This window comes from Streptomyces sp. DI166 (assembly GCF_900091315.1).
Lineage (GTDB): Bacteria > Actinomycetota > Actinomycetes > Streptomycetales > Streptomycetaceae > Streptomyces > Streptomyces fuscus.
Genome location: NZ_FLSP01000063.1, coordinates 13,378 through 36,469, shown reverse-complemented (window position 1 = coordinate 36,469; position 23,092 = coordinate 13,378). Strand labels below are relative to the sequence as shown.

21 protein-coding genes are annotated in these 23,092 nt (G+C 73.1%); 10 read left to right on the top strand and 11 right to left on the bottom strand.

Annotated features, from left to right (window positions below; all coding sequences use genetic code 11):
* The first annotated feature begins 2 nt into the window (after positions 1–2).
* Complete coding sequence (locus GA0115233_RS26820) at positions 3–2,666, top strand: cation-translocating P-type ATPase (protein WP_093722875.1); 2,664 nt, start codon at positions 3–5, stop codon at positions 2,664–2,666.
* Here the strand turns inward: GA0115233_RS26820 and GA0115233_RS26815 are convergent.
* The 3 genes from GA0115233_RS26815 to GA0115233_RS26805 form a co-directional block, all read right to left on the bottom strand.
* Positions 2,663–3,364, bottom strand: a complete 702-nt coding sequence (locus GA0115233_RS26815; protein WP_093722874.1) for a response regulator — start codon at positions 3,362–3,364, stop codon at positions 2,663–2,665. The genes GA0115233_RS26820 and GA0115233_RS26815 overlap by 4 nt on opposite strands.
* 247 nt (positions 3,365–3,611) lie before the next feature.
* Complete coding sequence (locus tag GA0115233_RS26810; RefSeq protein WP_093722873.1) at positions 3,612–4,268, bottom strand: CBS domain-containing protein; 657 nt, start codon at positions 4,266–4,268, stop codon at positions 3,612–3,614.
* 47 nt (positions 4,269–4,315) lie between these two features.
* A complete protein-coding gene (locus GA0115233_RS26805) occupies positions 4,316–4,780 on the bottom strand; it encodes a cyclic nucleotide-binding domain-containing protein (RefSeq protein ID WP_093722872.1) in 465 nt (154 codons plus the stop codon).
* Positions 4,781–5,051: 271 nt separating this feature from the next.
* Here GA0115233_RS26805 and GA0115233_RS26800 point away from each other — a divergent pair, with 271 nt between their 5' ends.
* From GA0115233_RS26800 to GA0115233_RS26785, 4 genes are all read left to right on the top strand, one after another.
* Positions 5,052–5,660: a DoxX family membrane protein gene (locus GA0115233_RS26800; RefSeq protein WP_093722871.1), complete on the top strand. Its 609-nt coding sequence runs from the start codon at positions 5,052–5,054 to the stop codon at positions 5,658–5,660.
* Between the two features lie 139 nt (positions 5,661–5,799).
* Positions 5,800–6,705: a universal stress protein gene (locus tag GA0115233_RS26795; protein WP_093722870.1), complete on the top strand. Its 906-nt coding sequence runs from the start codon at positions 5,800–5,802 to the stop codon at positions 6,703–6,705.
* A 33-nt stretch (positions 6,706–6,738) separates the two neighbouring features.
* Positions 6,739–7,761: a zinc-dependent alcohol dehydrogenase gene (locus GA0115233_RS26790; protein ID WP_093722869.1), complete on the top strand. Its 1,023-nt coding sequence runs from the start codon at positions 6,739–6,741 to the stop codon at positions 7,759–7,761.
* Positions 7,758–8,639: a universal stress protein gene (locus tag GA0115233_RS26785; protein ID WP_093722868.1), complete on the top strand. Its 882-nt coding sequence runs from the start codon at positions 7,758–7,760 to the stop codon at positions 8,637–8,639. Before GA0115233_RS26790 ends, GA0115233_RS26785 begins: the two co-directional genes overlap by 4 nt.
* Positions 8,640–8,644: 5 nt before the next feature.
* Here the strand turns inward: GA0115233_RS26785 and ppk2 are convergent, their stop codons facing one another.
* Positions 8,645–9,448 carry a polyphosphate kinase 2 gene (gene ppk2, locus GA0115233_RS26780; RefSeq protein WP_093722867.1) on the bottom strand — a complete coding sequence of 268 codons (804 nt, stop codon included), beginning with the start codon at positions 9,446–9,448 and terminating at the stop codon, positions 8,645–8,647.
* Positions 9,449–9,497: 49 nt separating this feature from the next.
* On the opposite strand from ppk2, the gene GA0115233_RS26775 reads away from it, so the two are divergent.
* The 5 genes from GA0115233_RS26775 to GA0115233_RS26755 all read left to right on the top strand — a co-directional run bounded on the left by GA0115233_RS26775 (position 9,498) and on the right by GA0115233_RS26755 (position 17,032).
* Positions 9,498–11,879, top strand: a complete 2,382-nt coding sequence (locus tag GA0115233_RS26775) for a phosphoketolase family protein (protein WP_093722866.1) — start codon at positions 9,498–9,500, stop codon at positions 11,877–11,879.
* Between the two features lie 125 nt (positions 11,880–12,004).
* Positions 12,005–14,698: a bifunctional acetate--CoA ligase family protein/GNAT family N-acetyltransferase gene (locus GA0115233_RS26770; RefSeq protein WP_093722865.1), complete on the top strand. Its 2,694-nt coding sequence runs from the start codon at positions 12,005–12,007 to the stop codon at positions 14,696–14,698.
* 12 nt (positions 14,699–14,710) lie between these two features.
* The gene (locus GA0115233_RS26765; protein WP_093722864.1) at positions 14,711–15,442 is read left to right on the top strand and encodes a CBS domain-containing protein; all 732 of its coding nucleotides are present in this window, start codon (positions 14,711–14,713) and stop codon (positions 15,440–15,442) included.
* Positions 15,443–15,462: 20 nt separating this feature from the next.
* On the top strand, positions 15,463–15,960 hold the full coding sequence (locus tag GA0115233_RS26760; RefSeq protein WP_093722863.1) for a flavodoxin domain-containing protein: 498 nt from the start codon (positions 15,463–15,465) through the stop codon (positions 15,958–15,960).
* 25 nt (positions 15,961–15,985) lie between these two features.
* Complete coding sequence (locus GA0115233_RS26755; protein WP_176711949.1) at positions 15,986–17,032, top strand: Acg family FMN-binding oxidoreductase; 1,047 nt, start codon at positions 15,986–15,988, stop codon at positions 17,030–17,032.
* Here GA0115233_RS26755 and hypE read toward each other — a convergent pair.
* The 7 genes from hypE to GA0115233_RS26720 are packed head-to-tail and all read right to left on the bottom strand — an operon-like array spanning position 16,970 to position 23,091.
* On the bottom strand, positions 16,970–18,004 hold the full coding sequence (hypE, locus tag GA0115233_RS26750; protein ID WP_093722862.1) for a hydrogenase expression/formation protein HypE: 1,035 nt from the start codon (positions 18,002–18,004) through the stop codon (positions 16,970–16,972). The two genes, GA0115233_RS26755 and hypE, sit on opposite strands and share 63 nt — an antisense overlap.
* Positions 18,001–19,104 carry a hydrogenase formation protein HypD gene (gene hypD / locus GA0115233_RS26745; RefSeq protein WP_093722861.1) on the bottom strand — a complete coding sequence of 368 codons (1,104 nt, stop codon included), beginning with the start codon at positions 19,102–19,104 and terminating at the stop codon, positions 18,001–18,003. Before hypD ends, hypE begins: the two co-directional genes overlap by 4 nt.
* The gene (locus GA0115233_RS26740) at positions 19,101–19,721 is read right to left on the bottom strand and encodes a CBS domain-containing protein (protein ID WP_093722860.1); all 621 of its coding nucleotides are present in this window, start codon (positions 19,719–19,721) and stop codon (positions 19,101–19,103) included. Before GA0115233_RS26740 ends, hypD begins: the two co-directional genes overlap by 4 nt.
* Entirely contained in the window at positions 19,714–21,075 is a 1,362-nt protein-coding gene (locus GA0115233_RS26735; protein WP_093722859.1) for a Ni/Fe hydrogenase subunit alpha, read from the bottom strand. Before GA0115233_RS26735 ends, GA0115233_RS26740 begins: the two co-directional genes overlap by 8 nt.
* Entirely contained in the window at positions 21,072–21,824 is a 753-nt protein-coding gene (locus tag GA0115233_RS26730; RefSeq protein ID WP_093722858.1) for an NADH-quinone oxidoreductase subunit B family protein, read from the bottom strand. Before GA0115233_RS26730 ends, GA0115233_RS26735 begins: the two co-directional genes overlap by 4 nt.
* Positions 21,824–22,630, bottom strand: coding sequence for an FAD/NAD(P)-binding protein (locus GA0115233_RS26725; RefSeq protein ID WP_093722857.1), 807 nt, complete (start codon positions 22,628–22,630; stop codon positions 21,824–21,826). The genes GA0115233_RS26730 and GA0115233_RS26725 overlap by 1 nt, the downstream gene beginning before the upstream one ends.
* Positions 22,627–23,091, bottom strand: a complete 465-nt coding sequence (locus GA0115233_RS26720; RefSeq protein WP_093722856.1) for a Crp/Fnr family transcriptional regulator — start codon at positions 23,089–23,091, stop codon at positions 22,627–22,629. The genes GA0115233_RS26725 and GA0115233_RS26720 overlap by 4 nt, the downstream gene beginning before the upstream one ends.
* Position 23,092 lies beyond the last annotated feature (1 nt).

Here is a 23,092-nt window from a genome sequence, read left to right as displayed (position 1 = left end):
CCATGCAGGGGCGAACGACCGGACAGGTCGTGGGGGAGGACGTCCACGAAGTGACCGCCGAGGCGGTGGCCGCCCGGCTCGGCGTCGACCCGGCCACCGGGCTGAGCGGCGCCGAGGCCGCCACCCGCGCGGCCGAGTACGGGCCGAACAAGCTGGCCGAACCGGCCCGCCGGCCGGAGTGGCTGAAGTTCCTCGACCAGTTCCGCAACTGGCTGATCGGCATCCTGCTGATCGCCGCCGTGGTGGCCGCCGTGATCGGCGAGGTCAAGGACGCGCTGATCATCACCGTCGTGCTCCAGATCAACGCCGTCCTCGGCTACCTCCAGGAGCGGCGCGCCGAACGCAGCCTGGAGGCGCTGCGCCGGATGCTCGTGCCCACGGCGCGGGTCCGCCGCGACGGCGCCGAGCGCGAGGTCGAGGCGCACACCCTGGTCCCGGGCGACGTGGTCCTGCTGGAGGCGGGCGACCGGGTGCCGGCCGACGGACGGCTGACCGTCGCGGAGACCGTGGAGGTCGCCGAGGCCGCCCTCACCGGCGAGTCCCAGCCCGTCGCCAAGAGCGTCGAGCCGACCGGCCCGGTGCCGCTCGCCGAGCGCACCGACATGCTGTTCATGAACACCGCGCTCACCCGCGGCCGCGCCGAGATGGTCGTCACCGCCACCGGCATGCGCACCGAACTCGGCGCCATCGCCGAGGCCCTGCGCACCGGCGCGGAACCGCCGAGCCCGCTCCAGATCCAGCTCGACAGCCTCGGGCGCCGCCTGGCCCTGCTCAGCGGGGTCGCCGTCGCCGCGTACGCGCTGGTCGCGCTGGTGCGCGGCGAGGGGCTCGCGGACCTGGGCCTGCGCGCGGTGGCGCTGGCCGTCGCCGCCATCCCCGAGGGGCTGCCGGCCGTCCTCGCCCTCACCCTCGCCCTCGGCGTGTACCGCATGGCCCGGCGCGGCGCCATCGTCAAACGGCTCGCCTCGGTGGAGTCCCTGGGCTCGGCGACCGTGGTGTGCAGCGACAAGACCGGCACCCTGACCATGAACGAGATGACGGTCCGGTCCCTGTGGACCGCCGGCCGCCGCTACGAGGTCACCGGCGAGGGCTACGACACCCGGGGCGCCGTCCGCGACAGAGCGGGCACCGACCGTGCCGAGGAACTGCGCGAGGCCGTGCTGCCGTTCGCGCTCTGCAACGACGCCCGGCTCACCGACGACGGGTTCGTCGGCGACCCCACCGAGGCCGCCCTGGTCGTCCTCGCCGCCAAGACCGGCATGGACGCCGACGGACTGCGCGCCGAGCGGCCCCGGATCGCCGAGGTGCCCTTCGACGGCGCCACGAAATACATGGCCACCTTCCACACCGAGCCCGACGGCCGTACCCGCGTCCACGCCAAGGGAGCGGTGGACGTCCTGCTGGACCGGTGCGAGGCGGTGCTCACCGACGAGGGCGTACAGCCCCTGGACGCCGTGCTCGGCGCCGAGGTACTGGCCGTGACGTCGGAGCTGGGCCGGGCGGGCCTGCGCGTGCTGGGCGCCGCCACCGCCGTGTTCGACGGACCGCCCGACCCCACCGCGCTGCCCCCGCTCACCCTGGTCTCGGTCGCGGGGATCGCCGATCCGCCACGGCCGCAGGCCCGGGACGCGATCGCGCTGTGCCGGTCGGCCGGGGTCGAGGTGAAGATGATCACCGGCGACCACGCGGACACCGCGGCCGCCATCGCCCGGGAACTGGACATCCGCGGCGAGGTGGTGACCGGCGCCGAACTGGAGCGCACGAGCGAGGAGGAACTCGCCGAACGCATCGACGGCATCGGGGTGTTCGCCCGGGTGGCCCCCGAGCACAAGGTCACCATCGTGCGGGCGCTCTCGGAGCGCGGGCACATCGTCGCCATGACGGGCGACGGCGTGAACGACGCGGCGGCGCTCAAGGCCGCGCACATCGGCGTGGCGATGGGCCGCACCGGCACGGACGTGGCCAAGGAGGCCGCGGCGGTGGTCCTCACCGACGACGACTTCTCCACGATCGTGCGGGCGGTGCGCGAGGGCCGGGCGATCTACGACAACATCGTCAAGTTCGTACGGTTCCAGCTGTCCACCAACGTCGGCGCCATCCTGACCCTGCTCGGCGCCACCCTCGCCGGGCTGCCCGCGCCGCTGACGGCGGCCCAGTTGCTGTGGATCAACATCATCATGGACGGTCCGCCCGCGATGGCCCTGGCCGTCGACCCGGCCCGCGACGACGTGATGCGCAAGCCGCCGCGCGATCCCGCGGAGCGGATCCTGAACCGGCGCAGGCTGCTCGCCATCACCCGGGCGGGCACGGTCATGGCCCTGGGCACGGTCGGACTGCTGGCCCTGGCCCGCGAACAGGTCTCCACGGACACCGCGCTGACCATGGCGTTCACCACGTTCGTACTGTTCCAGCTGGTCAACTCGCTCAGCGCCCGGGTGGACGGGGGCCCGCTGCTGGGCCGCCACCAGCTGCGCAACCGCACCCTGTGGCTGTGCCTCGGCGCGGTCCTGGTGGTGCAGATCCTCGCCGTCCACCTGCCGTGGGCACGCAGCGTCTTCGGCACGGTCCCGCTGAACGCGGCCCAGTGGGCGGCGTGCGCGGGCACGGCGTCGACGGTGCTGCTGGTGGAGCTGGCGGTACGCGCCTTCCGGCCCCGGAGGGACTAGAGGGCGGGCCGCTCGGCCTTCTCCGGCTGGTCGAGGTGGGTGGCCAGCACCGCGGCCTGTACGCGGCGCTGGACGCCCAGCTTGGCCAGCAGCCGGGAGATGTGGTTCTTGACTGTCTTCTCGGACAGGTACAGCCGCTTGCCGATCTCGCGGTTGGTCAGCCCGTCCCCGATCAGCGCCAGGATCTCCCGCTCGCGCGGCGAGAGACCGGCCAGCTCGGGGGCCTCGGCCGGCTGTTCCGCGGGCTCGGTGCGCAGGGACTTCATCAGCCGGGCCGTCGTCGCGGGGTCCAGCATGGACTGCCCGGAGGCGACGGTACGGACGGCGGCGACGAGGTCGGAGCCGCGGATCTGCTTCAGCACGTACCCGGACGCGCCCGCCATGATCGCGTCCAGCAGGGCGTCCTCGTCGTCGAACGAGGTCAGCATCAGACAGGCCAGATCCGGCATCATGCTGCGCAGCTCACGGCAGACGGTGATCCCGTTGCCGTCCGGCAGCCGCACATCGAGCACGGCCACATGGGGGCGCACGGCGGGGGCGCGCACGAGGGCATGCTCCACGTTCTCGGCGTCGCCCACCACGGAGATGTCCGGCTCGGCGTCCAGCAGATCGGACAGACCGCGCCGCACCACCTCATGATCGTCGAGCAGGAAAACCCGAATCGGATCCTGCGCGGAAAAGGCACGCGGCTCGGTCATCTCGCCCCCTTGGGTCCCATAGGACGATCGTCACGCCTGGAGGGCCGGGACGCCAGGGCCGATGGGCCCTAGTGAGAGGGGGACCGTTTCTTCAGCCGGTCCGTCTGTTCAGCCCGTCCGGCGGCTTGCTTTCAGCCCGTCCGGCGTTTGAGGACGAGGCCCGTCCAGGGCCGACAGCGGGGGTCCGGGGGCGGCAGCCCCCGGGGACGGGAACGGGTAGGGGCGGCGGGGGCGACAAAAGACCCGGCTAAACCGCCGCCGCCCCATGATCCAGCGAGAAGTCCACATCCACCACACCCTCCACCGCCCGCGCCAGGCGAGCCGCGACCGGAACCAGGGAGGTGTCCCGCACCCGTCCGGACAGACGGACCGAACCGTCCTCAACGGTGACGCGCACCGACGAGGCCGGCGGCGGAAACAGATACGCGACGACCTCCCGCCGAATCTCTTCGGCGATGTCCTCGTCGTCCCGCAGGAACACCTTCAACAGATCCGCCCGACTGACCAGCCCCTCCAGCCGATCCGTGTCCCCGACCACCGGCAGCCGCTTGACCCGGGCCCGGGCCATGATCCGCGCGGCCTGCGCCAGGGTGGCGTCCGCGCGAACGGTCAGGGCGGGGGAGGTCATCAGCTCACCGGCCGTCACCGAACCGGCCTTCGCCAGGTCGGACAGCCTGCGCAGCTGTGTGTAGCGGTCCGGGTCGCTGTCGCGGAACTCCTCCTTCGGCAGCAGGTCCGCCTCGGAGACGACCCCGAGGACCCGCCGCCCGCCGTCCACCACGGGCACGGCACTGACCTTCCGGTCGTGCAGCGTGCGCACGATGTCCTTGAAGACGGTGTCCCGGCGGACGACGGCGACATCACGCGTCATCACGTCGCTGACCACGTGCGGGGCTGCGTGCACGGTGACTCCTCGTTCTCGTTCGTGCTCGTTCCGGAGGGAAGGGCGCCTCAGCGCCGCACACCGCTGCCGTACGGCCCGTACAGGTCCAGCAGCCGGGTGCGGGCCGAGTGCAGCCGGTGGGCCACGACCTCGCCCACCCAGCGGGCGACGGCGCGTCCGAACTCGGGGTCCTCCTCGCACAGCTCGCGGACCTCCTCGGCGTCGAACTCGTACGCGCGCAGCGGGCTCGCGGCCTCGGCGCCCAGGTGCCACACGTGCGGGGTGAGCAGCCAGGACCAGCCGACCAGTTCGTTGTGGCCGAGGGACTCGATCACGGCGGGCCGGCGGCCGGGGACCCGCATGTCGAGGTCGACCGTGCCGGTACGGATGATCCAGAAGCGGTCCGCGCGACCGCCCTCCTCGAACAGCCGCGTCCCGGCCGGGAACGACACCTCGCGGGCGATCGCCATCAGCCGTTGCCGGTGCTCGGCGGGCAGTGCCCTCGGCAGGCTCGTGGTGACAGGAGCGTTCATGGCGGGCCTCCACTCAGGCGTACCGGAGTTACCAACTCCAGCCTCTGCCGGGGCCAGGCCCCGGGCCATGGGCCACCCGGCCCCCACCGGCGGACCTTCGGCACCCCTCGCGCGTGCCGGAACCCGGGGCGGACGGGGAGCGCCCCAACCGGGCCCCGGGAAAGGGACGTTCAGCCCTGCGACGCCCGACCTTCGGCGCACGGCGCCCCCCTCGGCCGTACCGCGACAGTGTTCTCGTCAGCACCAAGGATCCGCTCGAAGGGACAAGACGATGGCCGTGCACGAGCACCCTCACCAAAGCCGCGGGTTCCACCTCCCCGCGCTCCGCAGGAACCGTGCGGCGTCCGCGACCGCCGACGTGGTGTCGCCCGCCGCCTACGCCCTGGCGTCCCTCCGGCTGCTGACCGGGTTCGTCTTCCTGTGGGCGTTCCTCGACAAGACCTTCGGGTTCGGCTACGCCACCCAGTCCTCCAACGCCTGGATCGACGGCGGATCGCCCACCGAGGGCTTCCTCGGCCACGTGGCCGTCGGACCCATGCAGGACACCTTCCACTCCTGGGCCGGGGACGCCTGGGCGGACTGGCTGTTCATGCTCGGCCTGCTCGGCATCGGACTGGCCCTGGTCCTCGGCGTCGGACTGCGCCTGGCCGCCCTCGCCGGCACCGTCATGATGGCGCTGATGTGGATCGCCGAGTGGCCGCCGGCCCAGCACCTGGCGGACGGCTCGCCCAGCATGTCGACGAATCCCTTCGTCGACTACCACCTGATCTACGCCGTCGTCCTCATCGCCCTCGCCGCCACCGGCGCCGGAGCGGTCTGGGGCCTCGGCAAGGTCTGGGCCAAGCTCCCCTTCGTCAGCCGCAACCCCTGGCTGAAGTGACCACCGCGAACCGCGACGGGCCCCGATGAGGGGCCCGTCCTGTGGGCCGGTCGGCCCGGTCCGGGGACCTGCGGCCCCTGCCCGCGGGGCCGCTTCCGGCCGACGCTGGAGACAGGGAAACAGATCAGGAGGCACGACCATGACTCGCACTGTCGTCGCAGGTCTCGACGGATCGCCCGAGAGCAGGGCCGCCGCGGAATGGGCGGCACGCGAGGCGAAGCTGCTCGGCCTGCCGCTGAAGATCGTCCAGGTCTGGGAGCCGGTTCCGGAACCGCTCGCCCAGGCCCCGCTGCTCGGTGCCGAGACGCACCAGCACTGGACCGAGCGCATCCCCCGCGAGGCCGCGGACGGACTGCGCGCGCGTCACCCCGGACTTGAGGTGACCACGGAACAGCTCCACGGCCCGCCCGCCGAGGCCATCGCCAAGGCGGCCGAGGGCGCGCGGATGCTGGTCCTCGGATCCCGCGGACTGAGCGGACTCGCCGGGTTCATGGTCGGTTCCGTCGGCCTCTCGGTCGTCGCCCACACCACGACCCCGGTCGTCCTGGTCCGTGCTGGTGAGCAGGCCACCGACGAGCACGCGCCGGACCCGTCCGGCATCCCGTCGGCGTCCACGCCGTACCGGCCCGTCGTCCTCGGTCTCGATGCGGACCACCCGGACGCCGCGGTCATCGAGTTCGCCTTCGAGGCCGCCGCCCGGCGCGAGACCAAGCTGCGCGTCCTGCACGGCTGGAACCTCCCGCCGTACTACGTCTACGGCCTGACCGCCGACGCCCAGTTGCACGACGAGATCGTCGGACAGCAGTCCGCCGCGCTCCGCGAGGCACTGCGGCCGTGGCGGCAGAAGTACCCGGACGTCGAGGTCGTCGAGGAGAGCCCGGCCGGCAGCCCCGGTGTGCGCCTGGTGGACGCGGCGCACGAGGCGTCCCTGGTCGTCATCGGCCGCCGGATCCGGCGCAGGCCGTTCGGCGCCCACATCGGCCCGGTCGCCCACGCGGTCCTGCACCACTCCACCGCCCCCGTCGCAGTCGTCGCCCACGACTGACCGACCCACCCCACTGCACTAGGAGTGACCACCATGAAGGCAGCGGTCGTACGAGCCTTCGGCGAGCCCCTCGTGATCGAGGAGCGCCCCGACCCCGAGCCGGGCCCCGGACAGGTCCGGGTCCGGGTCGAGGCGTCCGGGCTGTGCCACACCGACATCCACGCCGCCCACGGCGACTGGCCGGTCAGGCCGAACCCGCCGTTCGTGCCCGGCCACGAGGGCGTGGGCCTCGTCGAGAAGCTCGGCGACGGCGTCACCCACCTGGCCTTGGGCCAGCGGGTCGCCGTGCCGTGGCTCGGCAGGGCGTGCGGCCGCTGCGAGCACTGCCTGTCCGGCTGGGAGACCCTGTGCGAGCAGCAGATCAACACCGGCTACGGCTGCGACGGCGGCTACGCCGAGAAGATGCTCGCCTGGGCCGACTTCGCCCAGCCCGTGCCCCAGGGCGTCGACCCCGTCGACGCCGCCCCGCTGACCTGCGCCGGCGTGACCACGTACAAGGCGCTCAAGGTCGCCGACGTACGGCCCACACAGCTCGTCGCGATCTCCGGCATCGGCGGACTCGGCCATCTGGCCCTGCAATACGCCAAGATCGCCGGGGCCACGGTCGCCGCGATCGACATCACCGACGAGAAGCTGGAACTGGCCGCTGAACTCGGCGCCGACCTCGTCATCGACGCCCGCAAGAACGATGTCGCCGAGGTCCTCAAGCGGCACGGCGGCGCCCACGCGGCCATCGCCCTCGCCGTCAACGAGGAGTCGTTCGCCGCCGTCAACGCCGGTCTGCGGCGCGGCGGGAAGCTGGTCATGGTCGCCCTCCCCGCGCACGGCACGATCCAGGTCCCGATCTTCGACACCGTCCTCAACGGCACCTCGGTGATCGGCTCCATCGTCGGCACCCGGCAGGACCTCGCCGAGGTGTTCCAGCTGCACGCCGCCGGACGTACCCGGGTGATCCGCGAGACCCGTCCGCTCGACTCGGTCAACGAGTCCATCGAGGACGTGCTGCGCGGCCAGGTCCCCGCCCGGATCGTCTTCGACCTCGGGACCGCCAAGTGAACGCCGGGACGCGCCCCCTGGTCGTGGGCGTCGACGGCTCCGAACCCAGCCTGCGCGCCGTCGACTGGGCCGCCGACGAGGCGGTCGTGCGCGGCGTCCCGCTGAAGCTGGTCTACGCCTGCCTGTGGGACCGCTACGAGGGCGCCTCCCTCGCCCACGACCTCGGCAGAACCGACGGCCGGCCCACCCCGCAGGACGTGATCGGCGCCGCCACCCGCCGCGCCCAGGCCCGGCAGCCCGCCCTGGAGGTCACCTCCGCCGTCGTCTTCGACGCGCCCGAGTACGCGCTCGTGCACGCCGGACGCGAGGCCGCCGCCGTGGTGGTGGGCACCCGCGGGCGCAGCGGACTGGCCGAAATGCTGCTCGGCTCGGTCAGCCTGACCGTGGCCGCACAGGCCGACTGCCCGGTGATCGTGCTGCGGGGCAGCCACGACAACCAGGTCACCCCTCCGGTGCACGGCCGGGTCGTGGTGGGCGTGGGCGAGCACCCCGAGCACTCGGCGGCCGTGGCGTTCGCCGCCGCGGAGGCCCTGCGCCGCCAGGTGCCCCTGCTGGCGGTACGGGCCTGGCGGTGCCCGGCGATCGAGACCACCGACAACCCGCGGCTCGCGGACACCCCCGCCCAGGTGCACGAGGAGCAGGCCGTCAAGGCGCTCGACGAGGCCCTCCACGACCTCTCGCCCGCGGTGGACGTGGTGCGCCGCACCGTCGAGGGGCCCGCCCGGCAGGTGCTGGTGGACGCCTCGCACCGCGCCGACCTGCTGGTGGTCGGCGCCCGGCGCACCGAGGGCCGCTTCGGACTCCAGCTCGGCCGGGTCGCGCACGCGGCCCTGCACCACTCCGCCTGCCCGGTCGCGGTCGTGCCGCACCCGGAGTGAGCGGATTACAGGCTCGCCGCGTGGTCCGGGACGTACCTCTGCAGATCGCGCGGCGGGCGCTGATACCCGGTCGACGGCGGCCGCTCCGGCAGTTCCAGCACCGGCGGCAGCGTGTCCTGGTAGGGCACGCTGCTCAGCAGATGGGCGATCATGTTCAGCCGGGCGCGCCGCTTGTCGTCGCTCTCCACCACGTACCAGGGCGCCTCGGTGATGTCGGTGTGGACCAGCATCTCGTCCTTGGCCCGGGAGTAGTCCTCCCAACGGGCGATCGACTCCAGGTCCATCGGGGAGAGCTTCCAGCGCCGCAGCGGGTCCTCCAGACGGCGCCGGAACCGCTCCTGCTGCTCGGCGTCACTGACCGAGAACCAGTACTTGCGCAGCAGAATCCCGTCCTCCACGAGCATCCGCTCGAAGATCGGGCATTGCCGCAGGAAGAGCTGGTACTCGGCCTTGGTGCAGAAACCCATCACATGCTCGACCCCGGCCCGGTTGTACCAGCTGCGGTCGAACAGCACGATCTCCCCGGCGGCCGGAAGATGTTCCACGTACCGCTGGAAGTACCACTGCGTGCGCTCCCGCTCGGTCGGTTTGGGCAGGGCCACGATCCGCGCCACCCGGGGATTGAGATGCTCCGTGACTCGTTTGATGGTGCCGCCCTTGCCCGCGGCGTCCCGCCCCTCGAAGATGACCACGAGACGGGCCCCCTCGGAGCGCACCCACTCCTGAAGTTTCGCCAACTCGGTCTGAAGACGCAGCAGTTCCTTCTCGTACGTCCTGCGCGGCAGCTTCTCCGCCTTCTCGCCCGCCATGCCGTCTCCCGCCACCCGTCGACCCTGTCGATGCCCTAGGAGTCACTCCATGTCCAAGGTCGAACACCAGAACAGCACCGTACTGACCGACGACGAGCTGCGCACCCTGGACGCCCACTGGCGCGCGGCCAACTACCTGGCCGCCGGACAGATCTACCTGCTCGCCAACCCGCTGCTGCGCGAACCGCTGCGGGCCGAGCACATCAAGCCGAGGCTGCTGGGCCACTGGGGCACCTCGCCCGGCCTCAACCTGGTGTACACCCACCTCAACCGGGTGATCAAGGCCCGCTCCCTGGACGCCCTGTGCATCTGGGGCCCCGGCCACGGCGGACCCTCGGTGGTCGCCAACTCCTGGCTGGAGGGAAGCTACAGCGAGACCTACCCGGACATCGGCCGGGACGCGGACGGCATGCGGCGGCTGTTCCGGCAGTTCTCCTTCCCCGGCGGGGTGCCCAGCCATGTGGCGCCCGAGACGCCGGGCTCCATCCACGAGGGCGGCGAGCTGGGCTACGCCCTCTCGCACGCCTACGGGGCCGCCTTCGACAACCCCGGCCTGGTCGTCGCCTGCGTGGTGGGCGACGGCGAGGCGGAGACCGGGCCGCTGGCCGCCTCCTGGCACTCCACCAAGTTCCTCGACCCGGTGCACGACGGCGCCGTCCTGCCGATCCTGCACCTCAACGGCTACAAGATCGCCAACCCCACCGTGCTCGCCCGGCTGCCCGAGGCCGAACTCGACGACCTGCTGCGCGGCTACGGCCACGACCCGATCCACGTGACCGGCGACGACCCGGCCGCCGTCCACCAGGCCATGGCGCAGGCCTTCGACACCGCCCTGGACCGCATCGCCGCGATCCAGCGCGCCGCCCGCAAGGACGGCGCGAGCGAGCGTCCCCGCTGGCCGGTGATCGTGCTGCGCACCCCCAAGGGCTGGACCGGGCCCGCCGAGGTCGACGGGCTGCCCGTCGAGGGCACCTGGCGCGCCCACCAGGTCCCGCTCGCCGGCGTTCGCGAGAACCCCGAGCACCTGCGGCAGTTGGAGCGCTGGCTGCGCTCGTACCGCCCCGAGGAGCTGTTCGACGAGGAGGGGCGACCGGTTCCGGACGTTCTCGCCTGCCTCCCCGAGGGCACCCGGCGCCTCGGCTCCACCCCGCGCGCCAACGGCGGACTGCTCACCCGCGAGCTGCCCATCGACGACCTCGACCGGTTCGCCGTCCCCGTCGACAAGCCCGGCACCACCCTGCACGAGCCGACCCGGGTCCTCGGCGACCTGCTCGCCCAGGTCATGCAGGACACCGCGGAGCGCCGGGACTTCCGGGTCGTGGGACCCGACGAGACCGCCTCCAACCGGCTCCAGGCCGTCTTCGACGGCAGCGGCAAGGCCTGGCAGGCCGAGGTGCTGCCGGTCGACGAGCACCTCGACCGGCACGGCCGGGTCCTGGAGATCCTCTCCGAGCACACCTGCCAGGGCTGGCTGGAGGGCTACCTCCTCACCGGCCGGCACGGGCTGTTCTCCTGCTACGAGGCGTTCGTGCACATCGTCGACTCCATGGTCAACCAGCACATCAAATGGCTGAAGACCTCCCGCGAACTGCCCTGGCGGGCCCCCATCGCCTCCCTCAACTACCTGCTCACCTCGCACGTGTGGCGCCAGGACCACAACGGCTTCTCCCACCAGGACCCCGGCTTCGTCGACCACGTCCTCAACAAGAGCCCCGAGGTCGTCCGCGTCTACCTGCCGCCGGACGCCAACACCCTGCTCTCCGTCGCCGACCACGTGCTGCGCAGCCGCGACTACGTCAACGTCATCGTCGCCGGGAAGCAGCCCTGCTTCGACTGGCTGTCCATGGACCAGGCCCGCGTGCACTGCGCCCGCGGCGCCGGGATCTGGGACTGGGCGGGCAGCGAGAACGGCGGCGAACCCGACGTGGTGCTCGGCTGCGCCGGTGACGTGCCGACCCAGGAGGTGCTGGCCGCCGCCCAGTTGCTGCGCCGGCACCTGCCGGACCTCGCCGTCCGGGTCGTCAACGTCGTCGACATCGCCCGCCTCATGCCGCGCGAGGAACACCCGCACGGCATGACGGACTTCGAGTACGACGGCCTGTTCACCGCCGACAAGCCGGTCATCTTCGCCTACCACGGCTACCCGTGGCTCATCCACCGGCTCGCCTACCGCCGCACCGGGCACAAGAACCTGCACGTGCGCGGCTACAAGGAGTCCGGCACCACGACGACCCCGTTCGACATGGTCGTCCGCAACGACCTCGACCGCTACCGGCTCGTCATGGACGTCATCGACCGCGTCCCCGGCCTCGCAGTCCGGGCCGCCGCCGTACGCCAGGAGATGGCCGACGCCCGCACCCGCCACCAGTCCTGGATCCGCGAGCACGGCACCGACATGCCGGAGATCGCGGAGTGGAGCTGGCACGCGTAACTCCGCGCCGACGGGGGCGGAAACGGGGGCCGACCGGCCCTGATTCCGCCCCCGGACAGCCCATGGGAGCGTCGACCCCCCGGGCGGATGCTCGAAGTGTCGAGGAAGACGCCAAGGAGACCGCGATGACGGACGACGATCCCCCCAGGCCCCCGGTCCACGCTCTGCTCGCGGACGGCACCACCGTGTGCATCCGCCCGGCCCGGCGCTCCGACCACGACCAGGTCCAGGGCCTGTACGAGGAGATGTCCCCGGAGAACCTGCGGCTGCGCTTCTTCTCACCCAGCCGCCACTCCGCGGGACTGGCCGCCGACCGGGCCTGCGGCACCCCCCGCCCCGGCTACCGCGCCCTCCTCGCCGAGACCTCCGGACAGCTCATCGGGATCGCCGAGTACGACACCGGCGGCACCGGCGACAGTGCCGAGATCTCCCTCGCCGTCGCCGACGGACTCCATCACCGGGGCGTCGGCACCCTCCTCGTCGAGCACCTGGTCTCGGCGGCCCGCGCCGAGGGCATCACGTCCTTCACCGCGGACGCCCTCAGCGACAACCACGAGGTGCTGCGGCTCTTCGCCGACCTCGGCCTGCGCACCGCCCGCCGCTTCGAGGGCCCCGAGGTGCGCTGCACCATCGCCCTCGACCCCAGCGACAGCTACCTGACGGCCGTGGAGGAACGCGGCCGCGCCGCCGATGTCGCCAGCCTCCGGCCCCTGCTGCGGCCCGCATCGGTCGCCGTCGTCGGCGCCGGACGCAAACCCGGCTCCGTCGGCCGCGCGATCCTGCACCAGATCCGCTCGGGCGGCTACACCGGACGGCTGTTCGCGGTGAACCCCGGCGCCCACGCCATCCTCGGCGTGCCCTGCTACTCCTCCGTCGGCGCCCTGCCCGTCACCCCCGGCCTCGCGGTCGTCGCCGTACCCGCCCACGAAGTCCCGGACGTCGCCGAGGAGTGCGGCAAGGCCGGGGTACGCGCCCTCCTCGTCGTCAGCGCCCACCTGACCGCCGACCACGCCGGCGCCCTGCTCGCCGCCTGCCGCACCCACGGCATGCGCCTGGTCGGCCCCAACTGCCTCGGCCTGAGCAACACCGACCCCGGCGTGCGGCTCAACGCCACCTTCGCCGCGGACGCCCCCAGGCCCGGCACCGCGGGCGTCGCCGTCCAGTCCGGCGGCGTCGGCATCGCCCTGCTCGACGGACTGTCCCGGCTCGGCATCGGCGTCTCCACCTTCGCCTCCCTCGGCGACAAGTACGACGTCAGCGGCAACGACCTGCTCCAGTGGTGGGAGAGCGACGGCCGCACCGACCTCGCCCTGCTGCACCTGGAGTCCTTCGGCAACCCGCGCGCCTTCTCCCGCACCGCCCGCCGCGTCACCCGCCGCATGCCCGTGCTCACCGTCGACGCCGGACGCACCGACGCCGGCCGCCGCGCCGCCGCCTCGCACACCGCGGCCGCCGCCACCCGCACCATGACCCGCGCCGCCCTGTTCACCCAGGCCGGCATCACCGCCACCCGCTCCTGCGGCGAGCTCCTCGAAGCCGCCGCCCTCCTGCACTCCCAGCCGCTCCCGGCCGGACCGCGCGTCCTCATCGTCACCAACGCGGGCGGCGCCGGAGTCCTCGCCGCCGACGCCTGCGCCGAAGCCGGGCTCGCCCTGCCCGCGCCGACCCCCGAACTCGTCGACGACCTGCTCGCCGTCCTCCCCGACGGCGCCGCCGTCGGCAACCCCGTCGACGCCACCGCCGCCGTCTCCGAGGACCAACTCGCCGCCGCCGTCCACCGGATCACGCGGTACGGCGGAATCGACGCCGTCCTCGTGGCCCTGGTGCCCACCGCCGTCGCCGTCGCCACCGGCGACGACCTGGTCCGCGCCCTGACCCGCGCCGGAACCCCACGGACCAAGCCGGTCGTCGCGGTACGCCTCGAACAGGCCCTGCCCGTCGAGCTGCTGCCCACCGAGGGCGACGGCACCGTGCCGGCCTACGCCGAACCCCAGGCGGCGGCCCGCGCCCTCGCCCACGCCGCCCACCGCGCGGCCTGGCTCGCCCGGCCCGTCGGCACCGTCCCCGACCTGGACGGCGTCGACACCGCGCGCGCCCGCGCCCTGGTCGACTCCTACCTCGACGCACACGCGGACGGAGGTTGGCTCGAACCCCGCGTGTGCGCCGACCTCATGGACTGCTACGGCATCCGCCAACTCCCGTGGGCCTGGGCGGAGACCGAGGACGACGCCGTCCTCGCCGCCGACCGGCTGCGCGGCGCCGACGGCCGGGTCGTGATGAAGGGCCACTGGCCGGGCCTGCTGCACAAGAGCGCCCAGCACGCCGTCCACCTCGACCTGCGCGGCGACCACCAGGTCCGGGCCGCCTTCCGCGACCTGGAGACCCGCTTCTCCGGACTGCTCACCGGCGTCGTGATCCAGCCGCTCGCCCCGCGCGGCACCGAACTGTTCGCCGGTGTCGTCCAGGACGAGGTCTTCGGCCCCCTGGTCCTGTTCGGACTCGGCGGCACCGCCACCGAGGTCCTCGCCGACCACGCGGCCCGCCTCGCCCCGCTCACCGACCACGACGTGCACGACCTGATCACCGCCCCGCGCTGCGCCCCGCTGCTGTTCGGCGCGCAAGGAGGCGGCCCCGTCGACCTCGGCGGACTGGAACAGCTCCTGCTGCGGCTGTCCCGCATGGCGAGCGATCTCCCGCAGCTCGCCGAGGCCGACTTCAACCCCGTGCTCGCGACACCGGAAGCGGTCACCGTGCTCGACGCACGGATCCGCCTGGTGCCGCGCAGGCCCCAGGACCCCTATCTGCGCAGGCTCCGCTGAGGAGGGACGGACATGAAGCACAACAAGGTCGGTTCGGTGATGAGCACGGACGTCGTCCGCGCCGCGTACGGCACCCCGTTCAAGGAAGTAGCCCGGCTGCTCGGCGAGCACCGCATCAGCGGACTGCCCGTGGTGAACGAGGACGACCGGGTCATCGGCGTCATCTCCGAGAGCGACCTGCTCGTGAGGCAGGCCGAGACCCCCGACCCCTACGAGCCGCGCAAGCGCTCCTGGTTCGCGCGCCTGACCCGCGAGGGCCGCACCCTGGCCGCCAAGGCCGAGGCCCGCACGGCCGGTCAGCTCATGACCGAACCCCCGATCACCGTGCACGCCGACGACACCATCGTCGAGGCGGCCCGCACCATGGCCCGCAACAGGGTGGAGCGGCTGCCCGTCCTCGACGAGGAGGACCGGCTCGTCGGCATCGTCACCCGCCGCGACCTGCTGAAGGTCTTCCTGCGGCCGGACTCCGAGATCCGCGCCGAGGTCGTCGACGAGGTCCTGGTCCGGACCCTGTGGCTGCCCCCGCACGCCGTGAACGTCTCCGTCACCGAGGGCGTGGTCACCCTGACCGGCCAACTGGAACGCAAGAGCGAGACGGAGATCGCCGTCTCCATGACCCGCCAGATGGACGGCGTGGTCGCCGTCGTCGACCACCTCACCCACCGGCTGGACGACTCCCGGCTGCGGCCGGACGAGCCCGCCCTGCACGGCATCGCCGACGACTGGCTGCGCAAGCTGTGAACCGAGAAGAGGTGCCCGCCATGACCGCCAACGTGCTGGTCGCCTACGGGTCGACAAACGGATCCACCGCCGAGATCGCCGAAGCCGTCGCCGCGGTGCTGCGCAAGGAGGGCTGCACCGCCGAGGCCCTGCCCGCCGCGGCCGTCGTGCGGCTGACCGGATACGACGCCGTCGTCGTCGGCGGCGGACTGTACGCCGGACGCTGGCACAAGGACGCCCGCCGCTTCCTGCGCCGGCACCGCGCGGAGCTCGACGACCGGCCGCTGTGGCTGTTCAGCAGCGGTCCGCTCGACCCCTCCGCCTCCGAACGCGACATCCCGCCCGTCCCCGGCCTGCGCCGCGCCATGACCCGCCTCGACGCCCGGCAGCACGTCACCTTCGGCGGCTGCCTGCGCGAGGGCGCCAAGGGCGCTGTCGCGAAGATGATCCTGCGGAACGGAAAGGGCGGTGACTTCCGCGACTTCGACCACATCGAGAAGTGGGCGGCGGGCATCGCCGCCGAACTGAACCATGGCTGAGCCTGCCACGAAGAGGGGGTACCTCATGGGCTCGCCCCACCCGGGCCCCGGCCACGCGGCGCGGTACCTGGCCCGCGCGGCCGGACTCGCGCCGTCACCGCACAACTCCCAGCCGTGGTTCTTCGCCGAGGAGGGCCACGACCACGGCTTCGAGATCCACCTCGACCGGGGCCGCCGCCTGGTCCTCACCGACCCCTTCGGCCGCGAGGCCGTCATCGCCTGCGGCGCCGCGCTGTTCAACGTCCGCCTGGCGGTAAGGCATTTGGGCATCCGACCCGTGGTGACCCTGCTCCCCGACAGCCGCGACTCCGCCTTCCTGGCCCACGTGCGCTACGCCGCGTACGCCCCCGCCACCCCGGCGGAGACCCGCCTGATCCGCGCGATCCCGCGCCGCCACACCCACCGCGGCCCCTTCGGCCCGGAACACGCGGAGATCCCGCAGCCCTTCCTCGACGAACTCTGCGAGCAGGCCAGGGCGGAGGGCGCCGACCTCCAGCTCATCGACGACTCCGCCCGACTGGACCTGCTGGCGGACCTGGTGCGCGCGGGGGAGGAACGCCATCGCACGGACTACGCCCACGTCGCCGAGATCACCCGCTGTGTGGGCGGGTACGGCGTCCCCTACGACGCCTGCGCCAACCACCCGGACCGCACCTTCCTGCCCGGCCGCGACTACCTGGGCCTGGCCCGGCGCATCTCCCTCCCGGCCCGCCGCAGATGGCGCGACCGCACCAGCCCCGTCCTCGTCCTGACCACCCCGCGCGACGACCGCACGGACTGGCTGCGCGCGGGCCAGGCCCTCCAGCGCGTCCTGCTCCACAGCACGGCCGCCGGCCTCACCGCCACACTCCACACCCAGCCCCTGGAACTCCCGGACCTGCGCACGGAGTTGCGCACCCACATCACCCCGGACCGCCACCCCCAGGCCGTCCTCCGTCTGGGCCGCACCAACCGCCCCTGCCCGCCCACGCCCCGCCGCCCGACCTCCGACGTGCTGGTGCCCGCTCCGTCAGCAGATGCGCGGCAGTTGCTCTCCCAGCGGCATGTCCACGATGCGGTGGGCGCCCACTAGGGTCCGCAGGGTGACCCGGCCGCTCGGGCCGTCGGGCAGGACCTGGCCGATCCGGACGGCGGACTCGCCCTCGGGGCGGGAGCGCAGGGCCGCCAGGGCGGGTTCCGCCGCCTCCGGGGCCACGAAGGCGACCAGGCAGCCCTCGTTGGCGACGACGAGCGGGTCCAGGCCCAGGAGGTCGCAGGCGGAGGCCACGGGCTGCGGCACGGGGACCGCGCTCTCCTCGATCTCCACCGCGACCCGGGAGTCCCGGGCGATCTCGTTCAGGGCCGCCGCCAGGCCGCCCCGGGTCGGGTCGCGCAGTACGTGCACGGCCTCGCCCAGCGGGGCCAGGGACCGTACGAGGCGGTGCAGGGGGCGGGAGTCGGAGGCGATGTCCGTCGCGAAGCCCAGGTTCTCGCGGGTACTCAGCACCGTCGTGCCGTGCAGGCCGATCGGGCCCGAAAGCAGGACCACGTCGTCGGGGCGGGCCAAGGCCGCCGAGGGGCGCAGCAGTTCGTGGCGCTCTCCGATGCCCGTCGTGTTCACGAACAGACGGTCCGCCGCTCCCCGGCCCACCACCTTCGTGTCGCCGGTGACCACCGGCACGCCCGCCTCCTGCGCCGCCTTCCCCAACGACTCCATCACCGCCCGCAGTTCGGTCAGCGAAAGGCCCTCCTCCACGATCAGCGACACCGACAGGGCCAGCGGCCACGCCCCGCGCATCGCGAGGTCGTTGATCGTTCCGTGCACGGCCAGGGAACCTATGTCGCCACCGGGGAAGAACAGCGGGCTCACCACGAAACTGTCCGTGCTGATCACCAGGTCCGGGCGCCCCGGCAGCAGTGCCGCGTCCTCCAGCGGACCGCTCCCGGCGTCGAGGGCGGGCAGGACCAGGCGGTCCAGCAGTTCCGCCGTCAGCCGCCCGCCCGCGCCGTGGCCGAGCAGGACGAACTCGTCCTCGTGGTGCGGGGTGGGGCAGTCGAGCGTCATGGCGTGCTCCTCGTCGGGATGCGTCCGGCCGCGTGGAAGGCGGCACACGTGCCCTCGGACGACACCATCGGCGCGCCGAGGGGATGGCGGGGAGTGCAACGGGTGCCGTACGCCGGGCAGTCGGTGGGCAGCCGCGCCCCGGTGAGGATCGCCCCGGCGATGCACTCCGGGTCCTCCACGGGGCTCAGCGCGCCCACGTCGAAGCGGCGGGCGGCGTCGAAATCCGCGTACTTCTCGGTGAGTTCGAGCCCGCTGCCGGGCAGCGCCCCGATCCCGCGCCAGGCCCGGTCGGTCACCCGGAACACCTCACGGACCGCGTCCTGCGCCTCGGTGTTGCCCGAGCGGCGCACGGCGCGCACGTACTGGTTCTCGACCTCGTGGCGGCCGGACTCCAGCTGCCGGACCGCCATGAGGATGCCCTCCAGCAGGTCCAGCGGCTCGAACCCGGTCACCACGATCGGCACCCGGTAGCGGGCGGCGATCGGCTCGTACTCGCGCCAGCCCATCACCGCGCACACATGCCCGGCCGCCAGGAACGCCTGCACCTCGCAGTCCGTGTCCTCCAGCAGTGCCGTCATCGCGGGCGGTACGAGCACATGGCTGACCAGCAGGGAGAAGTTGGTCAGGCCGAGGCGGGCCGCGTGCAGGACCGCCGTCGCGTTGGCGGGCGCGGTCGTCTCGAAGCCGACGGCGAGGAACACCACCTCCCGGTCGGGGAGTTCGGCGGCGAGGCGTACGGCGTCCATCGGCGCGTACACCACCCGGACGTCGGCGCCGCGCGCCCGCAGGGACAGCAGGTCGGTGTCGGTGCCGGGCACGCGCAGCATGTCGCCGAAGCTGGTGAGGACGACGCCGGGGCGGGCCGCGATCGCCATGGCGCGGTCCAGGGTCTCCAGCGGGGTCACGCACACCGGGCAGCCGGGGCCGTGGATCATCCGCATCCCGGCCGGCAGCAGTTCGTCGATGCCCTGCCGGACCAGGGTGTGGGTCTGACCGCCGCACACCTCCATGATCCGCCAGGGCCGGGTGGCGGTCCGCCGCAGCTCGGCCAGCAGGCGCCGGGCGAGCGCGGGATCGCGGTACTCGTCGAGGTACTTCATCGGTGCGTCAGGTCGAGCCGGATGTCCACGACCCCCTCCACCGCGCGCACCGCCCGCGCCAGCACCGGCACGAGGGTGCGGTCGGGCAGGGAGCCGCCCAGGGTGACCACACCCTCCTTCACGTTCACCGTCAGGGGGCTGGTGAACGGCAGGTGGCCCAGCACGGTGGAGCGGATCTCCTCGGCGATCTCCTGGTCGGTGCGCAGGAACACCTTCAGCAGGTCACTGCGGCTGACGACGCCCTGCAACAGGCCGACCCCGTCCACCACCGGCAGCCGCTTGACGTGCCGGCGGGCCATGATGCGGGCCGCCTCGGCGAGGGTCGCGTCCGCGTGCACGGTGACGGCGGGCGTGCTCATCAGGTCGCCCGCGGTCACCCCGCCCGCCTTGACCCGGTCCGCGAGATCGCCCTCCTCGGTGTCCCGGAACTCCTCCTTGAGCAGCAGGTCCGCCTCGGAGACCACCCCGACGACCCGCCCCTCACCGGCCAGCACCGGCAGGGCGCTGACCTTCCACTCGTCCAGCAGGGAGACGATCTCCTTGAAGGGGGCCTCGCTGCCGACGGCGACGACGGTGTGCGTCATCACATCGCTGACTCGGTAAGGCGATTCAGTCATGTCCGCCTCCTTGGGTGCGGCCCGAGGTCCTCACGACCGTCAGGTCGAGGAAATGGGTGGAGCACGAGATGCACGGATCGTGATTGCGGATGGCCCGCTCGCACAGGTCCGTCAACTCGGCGTCATCGGGGTCGTGTTCGCTGATCGCCTGCTGGGCGAGCCGTCGCAGGTCGTCCTCGATCGCGCCCTGGTTCTGCGCGGTGGGCGGCACCAGCAGCGCGCTGGTCACCGTTCCGTCCGCGGCGAGTTGGTAGCGGTGGTAGAGCACTCCGCGCGGGGCCTCCGTCGCGCCGTGTCCGACTCCGGCGACCGGCGGGACCTCGACGTACGGACGCTCGGGCGGCTCGTAGGCGGCGATGATCCGCAGTGCCTCGGTCACCGCGTACAGCGTCTCCACGGCCCGCACCTGGATGGACCGGAACGGGTTGCGGCACACGGCGCCCGAGTACGGGTCGCCGAGTCCGGCCTCCACCGCGGCCTGGCGGGCGACCTCCGACAGCCGCGCCCCGCCGATCGCGAACCGGGCGAGGGAGCCGGTCAGATGGAGCCTGCCGTCCAGCCGGGAGTGCAGGGCGGTGGAGTGCGGCACATGGGTCTCGCGGACCCGCTCGGTGAAGTCCCGCACCGGGAAGGAGTCCCGGCTCCCGTCGGCGCGCAGCACGGTCGGGGTGCCGGACTCGATGGCGTACGTGTCCGGCGCGGCCAGCGCCAGCAGGTCCGCCTCGACGTGCGCGTCGGGGAAGTCGAAGCCGGACACCCAGCGCACGGTGGCCCACGCGTCGTCCAGTGCGCGCCGCAAGTCCTCGGTGAGCGCCCGCAGTTCGGTCCGGGACGGGGCCCGGTGGAAGCCGCCGAGCCGGACGTTCACCGGATGCACGGCCCGCCCGCCCAGCAGCTCCATCAGCGCGTTGCCCGCCTTCTTCAGCCGCAGTCCGCGCTCCACCTCCGCCCGGTGCGTGCGCGCCAGCTCGATCGCGCCCGCCCGGCCCAGGAAGTCGGGGGCGTGCAGCAGGTAGATGTGCAGGGACTGGCTCTCGATCCACTCCCCGCAGTACAGCAGCCTGCGCAGGTCCCGGATCACCGGGCCGACGTCCACCCCGCAGGCGTCCTCGATCGCCGCGCAGGCGCTCATCTGGTAGGCGACCGGGCAGATCCCGCAGACCCGGGCGGTGATGTCGGGCGGCTCGGTGTAGGACCGGCCGCGCAGCAGCGCCTCGAAGAACCTGGGCGGTTCGTAGATCTTCAGCCGCGCCTCGGTGACCGTGCCGTCGCGCACCCCGAGGTACAGCGCCCCCTCGCCCTCGACCCGGGACAGCGAGCCGACGTGCAGCACACGGGAGCCTCGATGCGTCATGACCTCAACTCCTCGTCGAAGGCGGGGGCGTTGAAGGTGTGCAGGAACCGCTCCACCGCGGCGTCGTCCATGCCGTCCCGGCGCAGCACCGGGATCAGCGCGGGCAGGTTCACCGACCCGGACGGGCCGAAGCAGCCGAAGCAGCCGCGCCGGTACGCCGGGCACAGCGCCCCGCAGCCCGCGTGCGTGACCGGGCCCAGGCAGGGGGTGCCGTGGGCGACGGTGACGCACACCGTGCCGCGCCGCTTGCACTCGAAGCAGACACTGTGGTTCGGCACGTCCGGCTTGCGGCCCGCCAGGAACGCGGTGATCACCTCGATGAGCTGCCGCCGGTCGATGGGGCAGCCGCGCAGCTCGAAGTCGACGCCCACATGGGCGGAGACGGGGGTGGAGGTGGCGAGCGTGGAGATGTACTCGGGGTGGGCGTAGACCACCCGCCGGTACTCGTCCACGTCGGCGTAGTTGCGCAGCGCCTGGATGCCGCCCGCCGTCGCGCAGGCGCCGATCGTCACCAGGTGACGGGAGTTGGCCCGGATCGCGCGGACCCGCTCGGCGTCCTCGGCGGTGGTCACCGAGCCCTCGACCAGCGACAGGTCGTAGGGGCCGGGAGCGACCGCGCTGGACGCCTCCAGGAAGTGCGCGATTTCCACCTCGCCCGCGAGCGCGAGGAGTTCGTCCTCGCAGTCCAGCAGGGTGAGCTGGCAGCCGTCGCAGGAGGCCAGCTTGAACACGGCGAGCGTGGGTGCCATCACAACTCCCTCACCGACAGCAGCGGTTCGGCCCGCTGCCAGTCCACGACCGGGCCGTCCCGGCACAGCAGCAGCGGCCCGAGCTGGCAGTGCCCGCAGTGACCGGTGGCGCAGCGCATGTTCCGCTCCAGCGAGACCCTGATCCGGTCCGGGGGCATGCCGCGGGCGACGAGTTCGCGGGCGGTGGCCCGGATCATCGGTTCCGGACCGCACACGAACCCCCAGGCGTCGGACGGCGTGAGGTGCGCCCGCCCGAGCAGATCGGTGACCAGGCCGACATCCCCGCGCCAGTCCTCGTCGGGCCGGTCCACGGTCACGCCGGTGTACGCGGTCCGCCAGCCGGCCACCTCCTCGCGGCCGATCAGATCGGCCGGGGTGCGCGCCCCGATCAGCACATTGACCCTGCCGTACGCTTCCGGTTCGGCCAGCGCGCGCAGGATCAGCGGCCTGAGCGGCGCGAGCCCGATCCCGCCCGCGACCACCACCACGTCCCGGCCCCGGGCCCGCTCCAGCTCCCAGCCCGTCCCGAACGGCCCGCGAATGCCGACCACTTCGGCGGTCCGCGCCTCGCACAGCCCCGCCGACACGGCGCCCACCGCCCTTACGGTGTGCGCCAGACCGCCCGTGGACTGCACGGAGCTCACCGAGACCGGGATCTCGCCGCGTCCGAAGCAGTGCACCATCGCGAACTGCCCCGGCGCGAAGTCGCCGAGCGCGTCCGCGACCGGCTCCAGGCGCAGCGTCACCGTGTCGGCGGTCTCCGGTCTGCGGGCGACCACGCGGTAGGGGACGGGGAGGTTCGTCATGGCGCGCCTCCGCCCGAGGCGGGGCCGTACAGGTCCAGCAGCCGGGTCCGGGCCGCGCGCAGCCGGTGGGCGAGCACCCGGCCGACCCAGTGCTCGACGGCCCGCCCGAAGGCGGTGTCGTCCTGGCACATCAGCCGGACGGCGACCGCGTCGAACTCGTAGGCGTGCACCGGCGTCACGGTCTGGGCGCCGAACTGCCAGACGTACGGCTCGTACAGCCAGGACCAGCCGACCAGGTCACCGGCGCCGAGGGTCTCGACGACCGGCGCGGGGCGCCCCGGAACATGCAGGTCGAGGGCGAGGGTGCCGTCCCGCAGGATCCAGAAGCGGTCGGCGCGCCCGCCCTCGTCGAACAGCCGGGCGCCCGGCGCGAACCGCACCTCGCGCCCGATGCGCAGCAGCCGGTCGCGGTGCTCGCCGGGCAGGGCGTGGTTCAGGCGCAGGGCCATCGAGGGAGACATC

Bases quoted from the DNA above. Each gene is read 5' to 3' on its own strand.
- GA0115233_RS26820 (WP_093722875.1), top strand. From the start codon at position 3: ATGCAGGGGCGAACGACCGGACAGGTCGTGGGGGAGGACGTCCACGAA.
- GA0115233_RS26815 (WP_093722874.1), bottom strand. From the start codon at position 3,364: ATGACCGAGCCGCGTGCCTTTTCCGCGCAGGATCCGATTCGGGTTTTC.
- GA0115233_RS26805 (WP_093722872.1), bottom strand. From the start codon at position 4,780: ATGAACGCTCCTGTCACCACGAGCCTGCCGAGGGCACTGCCCGCCGAG.
- GA0115233_RS26800 (WP_093722871.1), top strand. From the start codon at position 5,052: ATGGCCGTGCACGAGCACCCTCACCAAAGCCGCGGGTTCCACCTCCCC.
- GA0115233_RS26795 (WP_093722870.1), top strand. From the start codon at position 5,800: ATGACTCGCACTGTCGTCGCAGGTCTCGACGGATCGCCCGAGAGCAGG.
- GA0115233_RS26790 (WP_093722869.1), top strand. From the start codon at position 6,739: ATGAAGGCAGCGGTCGTACGAGCCTTCGGCGAGCCCCTCGTGATCGAG.
- ppk2 (WP_093722867.1), bottom strand. From the start codon at position 9,448: ATGGCGGGCGAGAAGGCGGAGAAGCTGCCGCGCAGGACGTACGAGAAG.
- GA0115233_RS26775 (WP_093722866.1), top strand. From the start codon at position 9,498: ATGTCCAAGGTCGAACACCAGAACAGCACCGTACTGACCGACGACGAG.
- GA0115233_RS26770 (WP_093722865.1), top strand. From the start codon at position 12,005: ATGACGGACGACGATCCCCCCAGGCCCCCGGTCCACGCTCTGCTCGCG.
- GA0115233_RS26765 (WP_093722864.1), top strand. From the start codon at position 14,711: ATGAAGCACAACAAGGTCGGTTCGGTGATGAGCACGGACGTCGTCCGC.
- GA0115233_RS26760 (WP_093722863.1), top strand. From the start codon at position 15,463: ATGACCGCCAACGTGCTGGTCGCCTACGGGTCGACAAACGGATCCACC.
- GA0115233_RS26755 (WP_176711949.1), top strand. From the start codon at position 15,986: ATGGGCTCGCCCCACCCGGGCCCCGGCCACGCGGCGCGGTACCTGGCC.
- hypE (WP_093722862.1), bottom strand. From the start codon at position 18,004: ATGACGCTCGACTGCCCCACCCCGCACCACGAGGACGAGTTCGTCCTG.
- hypD (WP_093722861.1), bottom strand. From the start codon at position 19,104: ATGAAGTACCTCGACGAGTACCGCGATCCCGCGCTCGCCCGGCGCCTG.
- GA0115233_RS26740 (WP_093722860.1), bottom strand. From the start codon at position 19,721: ATGACTGAATCGCCTTACCGAGTCAGCGATGTGATGACGCACACCGTC.
- GA0115233_RS26735 (WP_093722859.1), bottom strand. From the start codon at position 21,075: ATGACGCATCGAGGCTCCCGTGTGCTGCACGTCGGCTCGCTGTCCCGG.
- GA0115233_RS26730 (WP_093722858.1), bottom strand. From the start codon at position 21,824: ATGGCACCCACGCTCGCCGTGTTCAAGCTGGCCTCCTGCGACGGCTGC.
- GA0115233_RS26725 (WP_093722857.1), bottom strand. From the start codon at position 22,630: ATGACGAACCTCCCCGTCCCCTACCGCGTGGTCGCCCGCAGACCGGAG.
- GA0115233_RS26720 (WP_093722856.1), bottom strand. From the start codon at position 23,091: ATGTCTCCCTCGATGGCCCTGCGCCTGAACCACGCCCTGCCCGGCGAG.